Source organism: Oceanospirillum beijerinckii DSM 7166, assembly GCF_000422425.1.
In the GTDB taxonomy this organism is placed as follows: Bacteria; Pseudomonadota; Gammaproteobacteria; order Pseudomonadales; family Halomonadaceae; genus Oceanospirillum; species Oceanospirillum beijerinckii.
Genome location: NZ_AULT01000080.1, coordinates 1 through 9,456, shown reverse-complemented (window position 1 = coordinate 9,456; position 9,456 = coordinate 1). Strand labels below are relative to the sequence as shown.

The 9,456-nt window shown below is 48.3% G+C and carries 11 protein-coding genes; 8 read left to right on the top strand and 3 right to left on the bottom strand.

Annotation, left to right across the window (positions count from 1 at the left end):
• Both H579_RS0118155 and H579_RS0118150 read left to right on the top strand, forming a co-directional pair.
• Positions 1–217 (top strand): transposase (locus tag H579_RS0118155; RefSeq protein ID WP_028301853.1); only part of this gene is annotated, 217 nt, incomplete at its 5' end.
• Positions 218–440: 223 nt separating this feature from the next.
• Positions 441–737, top strand: a complete 297-nt coding sequence (locus H579_RS0118150; RefSeq protein WP_028301852.1) for a DUF6482 family protein — start codon at positions 441–443, stop codon at positions 735–737.
• 78 nt (positions 738–815) lie between these two features.
• Here H579_RS0118150 and H579_RS0118145 read toward each other — a convergent pair whose 3' ends face one another.
• Together H579_RS0118145 and H579_RS0118140 are read right to left on the bottom strand one after the other, a co-directional pair.
• Positions 816–1,820 (bottom strand): ketopantoate reductase family protein, encoded by a 1,005-nt coding sequence (locus tag H579_RS0118145; protein ID WP_028301851.1) that lies wholly within the window; start codon positions 1,818–1,820, stop codon positions 816–818.
• 59 nt (positions 1,821–1,879) lie between these two features.
• Complete coding sequence (locus H579_RS0118140; RefSeq protein ID WP_084624217.1) at positions 1,880–3,577, bottom strand: sigma-54-dependent Fis family transcriptional regulator; 1,698 nt, start codon at positions 3,575–3,577, stop codon at positions 1,880–1,882.
• Positions 3,578–4,035: 458 nt separating this feature from the next.
• On the opposite strand from H579_RS0118140, the gene H579_RS26415 reads away from it, so the two are divergent.
• The 6 genes from H579_RS26415 (at position 4,036) to H579_RS0118110 (ending at position 8,999) form a co-directional block, all read left to right on the top strand.
• A complete protein-coding gene (locus tag H579_RS26415; RefSeq protein ID WP_084624216.1) occupies positions 4,036–4,347 on the top strand; it encodes a phenol hydroxylase subunit in 312 nt (103 codons plus the stop codon).
• 60 nt (positions 4,348–4,407) lie between these two features.
• The gene (locus H579_RS0118130) at positions 4,408–5,394 is read left to right on the top strand and encodes an aromatic/alkene monooxygenase hydroxylase subunit beta (protein WP_028301849.1); all 987 of its coding nucleotides are present in this window, start codon (positions 4,408–4,410) and stop codon (positions 5,392–5,394) included.
• Positions 5,395–5,405: 11 nt separating this feature from the next.
• Entirely contained in the window at positions 5,406–5,675 is a 270-nt protein-coding gene (locus H579_RS0118125) for an MmoB/DmpM family protein (protein WP_028301848.1), read from the top strand.
• A gap of 96 nt (positions 5,676–5,771) precedes the next feature.
• Positions 5,772–7,277, top strand: coding sequence for an aromatic/alkene/methane monooxygenase hydroxylase/oxygenase subunit alpha (locus H579_RS0118120; RefSeq protein ID WP_028301847.1), 1,506 nt, complete (start codon positions 5,772–5,774; stop codon positions 7,275–7,277).
• Between the two features lie 123 nt (positions 7,278–7,400).
• Complete coding sequence (locus tag H579_RS0118115; protein WP_028301846.1) at positions 7,401–7,763, top strand: phenol hydroxylase subunit P4; 363 nt, start codon at positions 7,401–7,403, stop codon at positions 7,761–7,763.
• Positions 7,764–7,937: 174 nt separating this feature from the next.
• Positions 7,938–8,999 (top strand): NADH:ubiquinone reductase (Na(+)-transporting) subunit F, encoded by a 1,062-nt coding sequence (locus H579_RS0118110; RefSeq protein ID WP_028301845.1) that lies wholly within the window; start codon positions 7,938–7,940, stop codon positions 8,997–8,999.
• A 168-nt stretch (positions 9,000–9,167) separates the two neighbouring features.
• Here the strand turns inward: H579_RS0118110 and H579_RS0118105 are convergent.
• A partial coding sequence (locus tag H579_RS0118105; protein WP_028301844.1) for an IS110 family transposase occupies positions 9,168–9,456 on the bottom strand: 289 nt, incomplete at its 5' end.

Here is a 9,456-nt window from a genome sequence, read left to right as displayed (position 1 = left end):
TCCAGCAGAGAAGATGGCACATAAGTTAAGGACCAAGGCAGGACGAGCGATCTATGCCTTACGTAAACAAACGGTTGAGCCGGTCTTCGGTATTATCAAATCGGTCTTGGGCTTCCGTCAGTTCTCGCTACGAGGACTGAAGGGAGTGACAGGAGAATGGAGCTTGGTGTGTATGGCCTGGAATCTAAAACGAATAGCCAAGTTGCGCCTAAAATAAGGTATTGAACAGGGATATTCTCAAAAAATAGGAATATCCCTGCATAAATCGCAATTTTTTCTGATTTTTAAGCCTATTGACAGCTTAAGTCCGACAGGCTGATAGGTAGTTTAAACGTTCCTGGCGCCATTTCTGACTCTGTATAGTCAGGAGATCCATCTTTCTTCTAATAACGTAGTAGTTCAAAGCAAAAGTGCTCTGAAACAATGTAGAGGATACGACGATGGTGATCACCCTTGAACAGCTGAAACAGCAGGCCCGGATAGACAAAATAGTGATTCACTCTATTGATGGCATGCTATACCAAGCCTATGCCGATATAGAAGGTGAAGAGTTTTTAGTGGTGGATGAGCAGAGCAAACCCCTTAGACGCAATAATAAGATTTCTCTGCAGGAGGAGTTTGATTCCCTGGCTTGTCAGAAAATGACGCTACGTCATCAAAGTGCTTATGATGAGATGATTGGCCAGCCGGTAAGAGAGGATTCGAACCTGCTGGAGGTTTCTTTAGGGCGTTATTGATGGTGTTTTACATCTCATCTACTTCTTATCTACTTCTGCAGGGGGGGATAGCCTTGTCCCCAACCTGTCTGATAATAACTACCCATGGCGACGCTCTTCTTCCAGACTGAGTATTTCATGAACAAAAGCAGTCACGGGGGCTTCGATCCCCAGCTGCTGACAGCGTCGTAATACTGTACCGCTGATACCATCCAGTTCCAGAGGTCTTCCCTTCTCTTTATCGACCAACATGGATGTTTTGATCGCATCAAAATTGCAGATCAGCTCAAACATCTCATCAACATCTGTTCTTTCCAGAATAAGGCCATCATGCTCAGCGGCTGCAGCGGTCTCCAGCATCATGCTATACACCTTATCTCTGAGTACAGGGTTCTGAGTCAGGGAGCGGGTATCGAGGCCACTCAAGGCTGATAGTGGGTTTACGCCGTTATTGATAATGAGTTTGCGCCATAGTTCCCGCTGAATATCATCCGTCAGAATACTGGCGATCCCCGCTTGCTGGAACATCTCATTAAAGGTATTTACGCTTTTCAGTTGTGCTGAGTTGTCCCTGATTTCTGTGCTATCACCTTGTTTCTGGTTCTCAGGCTGTGCGACATTATTATGGTGGTTCGGCCAGGCACCAAAAATCACCTGAGCGATACCTGTGGCTTCAACGCAACCGGGTTCAATAATATGGCCGCCAATACGTACGGCTAAACCGCCTAACGTGCGCTCTTCACCGATGCATTGTGCAATTTCCGGTTCATTATCCACACCGTTTTGCAAAGACAGTACAGGTGTTTCTCCCTGTTTAAGCCATTCACAGGCCGCTTCCAGCAGACTTGAGGTATGGGTGTTCTTCAGTGCCAGAATAATCAGATCAAACTGCTGGCACAGATAGTGTTCCAGTAGTTCATCCTGATCAATGGCACAAACAGTTTCATGGAATGAGAACTCTGGGTGGCTGACCGATAAACCTTCTGATTGCATCGCTGTCAGATGTTTTCCTCGGGCGATAAAGACCACCTCATGACCTGCAGTCTGTAGCTTAGCGCCGTAATAACAGCCGATACCACCGGCTCCCCATATTGCGATTTTCATATCGACTCCAAAATATCCTTTCAGCCCTGAGAGCATTGCCCAATCTATGTTGTTTGGCTTTAATCCACTCGATTTTTTAATCGATAGGCCATTGCAGGCCGGGTTAAACCAAGCGACCGGGCTGCTTGTGAAACATTATTATCATTTTTATCCATGGCGGCTTTTAGAATGGCCGCTTCCAGCTCATTTAAGCTGATATTGTTTTCCAGTGCACTTTGGGCCAGCTGATCAACCTCGTTTAGATCACCGGCTTTAACGGATTCCAGACAGCCATTTTTCTGATTGAGTTGTTGTTGATTGGCGTCATCAAGAGGGGAGTTGGCGTGGAACAAATCGGATTCGCTGATGGAATGTTTGCTTTCCGTCAGAATCACGCCCCGTTCAATGGTGTTTTCCAGTTCGCGGATATTACCGGGCCAATCATAGGCCTGCAGTGCAGCCAAGGCACGGGAGGTAAAACCCATAGTCGTTTTTTTATAGCGGGCTTCGTAGCGCTTTTTAAAGTGATCGGCCAGTAGGGGAATATCGTCTTTGCGTTCCCTTAACGGCGGAATAATCACGGTATAGGCATTGATACGATAAAAGAGATCAGCCCGAAAACGTCCCTCTGTTACCGCTTGTTCCAGGCTTTCATTGGTGGCCGCAACTACACGGACATCGATATTGCGAGTGCTGGTATCACCTACACGTTCCAGCTCACCTTCCTGTAAAACCCGTAACAGAGCAGCCTGGGCACGAGGGGAGAGTTCAATCACCTCATCCAGAAAGATGGTGCCATTTTGTGCCCGTTCAAAACGGCCGATACGGTTCTGTGTTGCTCCGGTAAATGCGCCTTTTTGCACACCAAACAGCTCAGATTCAATCAACTCTGGCGGAATGGCGGCACAGTTCACTGCCACAAACGGTTGATCACGACGGGGGCTCATACTGTGGATTCGACGGGCTAATACCTCTTTACCTGTCCCTGTCTCACCTAATAACAGCATGGTCATATCGGAGTAGGAGCCCTTATCGATCATTTTCAGGGCACTGGTAAAGGGTGGCGCAGAACCAATCGTGGTGGGGCTATCGGGAGAAACCGGTAGACGCTCTTCCAGTGCGGCTATTTGCGATTGCAGGGCATAGAGTTCATCGATCAAAGGGGCTTCACGGAATAACTCACGAAACTCTTCATGATCATCCCATTCATGCGCGGGTTTACCGACAATATGACAACGATGATCACCTTTACCCCGACACTCTAACTCACGGAACTGAATCTCCATACCCAGAAAATGAGACGAGTAGCTGCAGGCGTAACCTAATAATATCCAGCAAGCGGGTTCTTCCAGTAGTCCCAGAATAGTTTGGCAGATCTCAACCTCGAAGGAGTTCTCCCAGTCGAACTCCGCATAAAAATGTTGCTGCTCAAGATCCACTTCCAGGCAGATAGGAATCGCCTTCACCATACCACGCAGACAGTGCATTTGAGGGCCGGTCATAAAGGCTTCCTCAAGACTCATATCCGGGCGCACCTCATGGGCCAGTTCGGCATCCTTCAGGCCGGAATAGTAACCCAGGCGCATAAAAAAGCCTTTGGCCCTTTCCTGCCCCATAGTGGTGATAATCTCTTTACGAAAACTGCCCATGGCGGATAAGCCAAGCAGAAGAGATCGTTGTTCCTTTAACCAGATTTTGCCATGTTCCAGGTCAAAACGGATCTGGTCCAGCAGATCCTGTCGCCCGGGAAGGGGCAAGGGTTGGGTTGAATCCTGCATCATGCTCTCTTTTATCGTTATTGTCGTTTTTATCAACTTTTAGGGATAGGCAAGAACGCTATCTCATTGTGACGCTTATTATTTTTATTAGCTAATTGTCTGCATTAACCGCTTTATTTTTTCGCTGTATTAGCTATCTCTATCACATAAAAAATCCTTTTGCATCTCTGCCTAAACAATTCGTCAAATGCTGCATCGCAGCTCAGATGATAGGCTGAATGGTGTCGCTTAACCATATGATCAAATGACAGTTGATCAATTAATCATATGGTGAAATTCATCGAATTACTGTTTTTAGTTGTGACTGCTTTTTATATCGAAATGACTTGTGTTAATAGGTTTTTTATTCTTTAAAAACAGTATGTTAAAAATATTTCCTGCCCATAAAAATCAATCTGGCCCACCGGTTGCAATAACCTCTGTGCAAGCGAAACGCGAAAGCAAGACAGAGGCGGATCATGAGCACAACAGCATTACAAGTGAAATTAAACGATCAAACTGCACAGAGTGATTTTGACAACCTGGTGAAGTTTGTTCGGGTGCGTAGCCAAGCGAATGCCCGTTTTGTGGAGTTTGATTTTGCCATAGGCGATCCAAAGCTGTTTATCGAACTGGTATTACCTCAACCCGCTTTTGAAGCTTTTTGCGCCACGAACCAGGTGGTGCATATGACAGAAGAAGAGGGGCAGATCGTTGATGCCGAGTTTGATAAATGGCGCTACGGCGAAGAAACCCTAATGGCAAAAAATCATGACCGGATTAATGGCTGAGTTCTTCGATTAGCTATTACCCATTACTTCCGAAACAAAAACAAGACACAGGAAGCCCGTATGACCATTGAGATTAAAACCGCAACCCTGGAACCGGTGCGTAACACCTACGCTCATATCGAACGCCGCTTTGGTGATAAACCGGCGACACGCTACCAGGAAGCCACCTTTGATGTGCAGGCGGAAACCAATCTGCATTACCGCCCACTGTGGCAACCCGAATATGAGCTGGAAGATGAGCGTCGTACCGCCATTCAGATGGAGGATTGGTACGCGCTGAAAGACCCGCGTCAGTTCTACTACGGCACCTACGTTCAGCAGCGGGCCAAGATGCAGGAAGGCGCTGAAAATAACTTCAGCTTTTTCGAAAAACGAGATCTGGCAGGCCGCCTGAGTGATGAACTGAAACAGAAAGTGATTCGCTATCTGGTTCCTCTGCGGCATGTCGAGCATACCGCCAACCTGAACAATATGTATTGTGCCGCTTATGGATACGGCACCGCTGTGACTCAAGCCATGTTGTTTGATGGTGCAGATCGTTTGGGCATCGCCCAGTACTTGTCCCGTATTGGCCTGCTGTTAGATGGCAATAGTGGTGAGGCGCTGCAGGAAGCGAAAGCTTTCTGGATGGATGATGCGGTTTGGCAGGGTATGCGCGCCCTATGTGAAAGCTCTCTGGTGATTGAAGACTGGTTTGAGCTGTTTGTGGCCCAGGACATTGTGGTTGATGGTCTGATGCACAGTCTGTTCTATGAACAATTTGACCAGTGGCTGGCAGAAAACGGTGGTCAGGATATCGCCATGCTGACCGAGTTTATGCAGCAGTGGAGCAAAGAGGTGGCGCGTTGGAGTGACAGCGTACTGAAAGCGGCTGCCGCTGAGTCAGATCATAATAAACAGCTGATTTCCGAATGGGCCAGTAAGTGGCGCGGCAAGGCCGGTGAGGCTTTTGCTCCATTAGCACAAGAGATGTTAGGCGATGGTGCATTAGAGAGTGCACTGGCTCAACTGGATAAACGTCTGCAAAAAGCCGGTCTGGCTCAGTAAGGAGAAACCCCATGTCAAAAGTATATCTGGCGTTACAGGACAATGATGTTTCTCGCTATATCGTCGAAGCGGTGGAAGAAGACAACCCGGACGTGACGGCGCAGTACATGCCTGCCATGGTGCGCCTGGAAGCCGACGGTCAACTGATTGTTAAGCGCGAAACCGTTGAAGAGAAACTGGGTCGTGACTGGGATGTGCAGGAACTGCACCTGAACCTGATCACACTGGGTGGCAACGTTGATGAAGATGATGACCAGATCAGCCTGACCTGGAACCAGTAAGCTGCACTCTGGTTGAGAACAACACTTAGAAAATAAAAACAAACAAGAGCTTTGTTGTTGCGCAGTTAGCGCAAAACAAAGGAAAAGGTGTCTCTAATGGCCGCTAAGAAACTAAATCTAAAAGATAAATATCGCCTGCTGACCCGTGACCTGGATTGGGAGTTCAGCTACCAGGATCGTGAAAAGGCGTTTCCGTTTGAAGAATTTGAAGGTATCAAGATTACTGATTGGTCTAAGTGGGAAGACCCGTTCCGTTTGACCATGGACTCCTACTGGAAGTATCAGGCTGAAAAAGAGAAAAAGCTGTACGCAATTTTTGATGCTTTTTCTCAGAACAATGGCCATCTGAATGTGACCGATGAGCGTTATGTCAACGCGCTGAAAATCTTCCTGACCGGCGTATCACCGCTGGAATATCAAGCCTTCCAGGGTTTTGCCCATACCGGTCGTCAACTGGGGGGTGTCGGTGCCCGCACTGCGTGTCAGATGCAGTCCCTGGATGAACTGCGCCACGTACAGACTCAGATCCACGCCATGAGTCACTACAATAAGTTCTTTGATGGCTTCCAGGACTTTAGCCATATGCACGATCGGGTCTGGTACCTGTCTGTGCCGAAGTCCTTCTTTAACGACGCCCGTTCCGGTGGGCCATTCGAGTTTATGGTCGCCATCGGTTTCAGCTTTGAATACGTGCTGACCAACCTGCTGTTTGTACCCTTTATGTCGGGTGCGGCTCACAACGGTGATATGGCGACCGTAACCTTTGGTTTCTCGGCTCAGTCCGACGAAGCCCGCCACATGACTCTGGGTCTGGAAGTGATCAAATTCCTGCTGGAACAGCACGAAGACAACCTGCCGATTGTACAGAAATGGATCGATAAGTGGTTCTGGCGCGGTACCCGTTTGCTGACCATCGTCGCCATGATGATGGATTACATGCTGCCGAATAAGGTGATGTCCTGGAAAGAAGCCTGGGAGATCTACTTTGAAGAGGCAGGTGGTGCGCTGTTTAAAGATCTGGCCCGTTACGGTATCACCATGCCGGAAGGAGCCAAACTGGCCGAAAAAGAGAAAGAGCATATCTCGCATCAGGCGTGGTGGACTTTCTACACCCACGGCCATGCCGCGGGTTTCCATACCTGGATTCCATCCGATGAAGAGCTGGATTGGCTGTCGGCTCAATATCCAGACACCTTCGATAAATACTATCGCCCACGTTGGGAGCTGGCTAAGAAGATGGAAGCCGAAGGCAACCGCTTCTACACCAAGGCACTGCCTCAGCTGTGTACTACCTGTCAGATTCCGATGTTGTTTACCGAGATGGATGATCCAACTCAGATCTCATATCGCAGCAGTGAATATAAAGGCGAGAAGTATCACTTCTGTTCCGATGGTTGTCAGCACATCTTTGATGATGAGCCAGAGAAATATATCCAATCCTGGCTGCCGGTACACCAGATCTTCCAGGGCAACTGTGGCGGTCCCGGTGTAGAAGATATCCTGAAGGACTACTACAAGATGAATCTGGGTGCCGACAACATGGATATTGAAGGCTCTCCTGATCAACAGCGTTGGCAGCAATGGAAGAACAAAGCTTCCTGATCAGCCAAACGCAACTCGAAACGAATAACAACAAATAACGTTTAACCAGTGCCGCAAACCGGCTGTAAAGCTCCCAAAATCTGGGTGGCTCAGCCCCTTGCGGCCTGAAGTGAGGATTTTGTTATGCCAGTACGTGCATTAAAGCCCGGCTATCAGGGTGAAATGAAGGATCGTCAGGAGAACTTTCACGGTAATCAAGTGGTGTATGTGGGTTGGGATCACCACCTGATGTTCTGCGCCGCTTTTGCTTATCCACTGCCACCGGAGATGCCATTTGGTGCGCTGATTCAGGAAGTCATGCCAGAAGCCTTTAGTCAGCATCCAGAGTGGGATCAGGTCAACTGGAACAGTGTGGTTTGGCAGTTAGACGGTCAACCTTTTGTTCCTCAGATGGATGTGGCACTGGCGGAGCAGGGCATCGGCCATAAATCTCTGCTGCGTTTTAAAACACCTGAACTGAATGGTTTTCAGAACGCTGGCGTGTAGACAGAAATAATTGTGATGGTTAGGTAACGCTAAACCGGAACGCATAACACGAAAAGCCAAGCGGACAAAAAAGATCCGTGCTTCTGGTACACCGGAGATCAGGTTTAAAAGCCACAAAAGATTGCCGGGTACCAGACCATAACAAGAACAGAGATAAGGTAGAAGGTGAAGGTCATGACTTACCAAGTAACGGTTGAACCCACAGGTGATGTGGTGGAAGTGGAAGAGGGACAAACCATTTTAGATGCGGCTTTGCGTCAAGGTGTCTGGTTACCCTTTGCCTGTGGTCATGGCACATGCGCAACCTGCAAAGTTGAAGTGGTGGAGGGGGATTATGACCACGGCAACGCTTCACCCTTTGCTCTGATGGATATGGAACGGGACGAAGGCAAAGTACTGGCCTGTTGCTGTAAGCCAGAATCGGATCTGGTGATTGAAGCAGATATCGATGTTGATCCGGATTTTCAGGGTTTTCCGGTAGAAGACTTTACCGGCGAAGTGGTGGATATCCAAGCCTTGTCACCCACCATTCGAGGTATCTGGTTAAAGCTGGATCGTCCGATGGCGTTTCAGGCTGGTCAATATATCAACCTGACGCTACCGGGTATTGAAGGCTCACGGGCATTCTCCATCGCCAGCGCGCCAAGCCAATCCGATGTGATTGAGCTGCATATTCGTCTGGTTCCAGGCGGGGCTGCAACAACCTGGCTACATGAATCCTTGGTTATGGGGCAGAAGTTAGATGTCTCAGGCCCTTACGGTCAGTTCTTTGTACGCAGTTCTGACGAGCAGGATGCCATCTTTATTGCCGGTGGTTCCGGGCTGTCCAGTCCTCAGTCGATGGTGCTGGATATGTTAGAGCAGGGCGATCAACGTCAGATTTACCTGTTCCAGGGCGCACGTAATCTATCCGAGCTGTACAACCGCAAGCTGTTTGAACAGCTGGCTGAGCAATACAGCAATTTCCACTACACCGCGGCACTGAGTGATCCAGACGCAGCGGATAACTGGCAGGGCTTTACAGGCTACGTGCATGAAGCGGCAAAAGAACAGTTTAGTGGTCGCTTTGAAGGTCATAAAGCCTATCTGTGTGGCCCACCTCCAATGATCGATTCCGCCATTACCGCTCTGATGCAGGGGCGCTTATTTGAGCGTGATATCCATATGGAGAAATTTGTCACCGCAGCAGATGGCGCAGAAGGAGCGGGGCGTTCAGCCCTTTTTAAAAGGATATAGCCAAGAAGGATCTAGCTGAAACAGGTTTGGCTTTAAAGGCACTAGCTTAAACAGATTCAGCTTTTAAGGGATTAGTAATCCCAGTTAGCAACTGACTGTAACAAGCATATACCAAACCAGATAAGTTGTTGTAGATACCATCTCTCCAAATCACCTTCAACAGCTCTTTTAGGCTGATTGAGGGTGATATTCGCTTTGATGCTTTACAACACCAAAACAAATTTGAACAAGCTTGCGCATACCTGCGCACAGGGCCTGCATTTTACTTTTACCCTTCTCTACTAAACGCTTAAATTGATGTCGAATATCTGGGTTATGTTGTAAACAACTGACTGCTGCCATATAGAGCTTTGCTCTTATTTTGGCTGGCCCCTGCTTACTTAAACGGCTTCTTCCTTTCCATTGCCCTGATTGCTGGATACGAGGCACTAAACCCAAATAGGCCGCTACTTGTCCC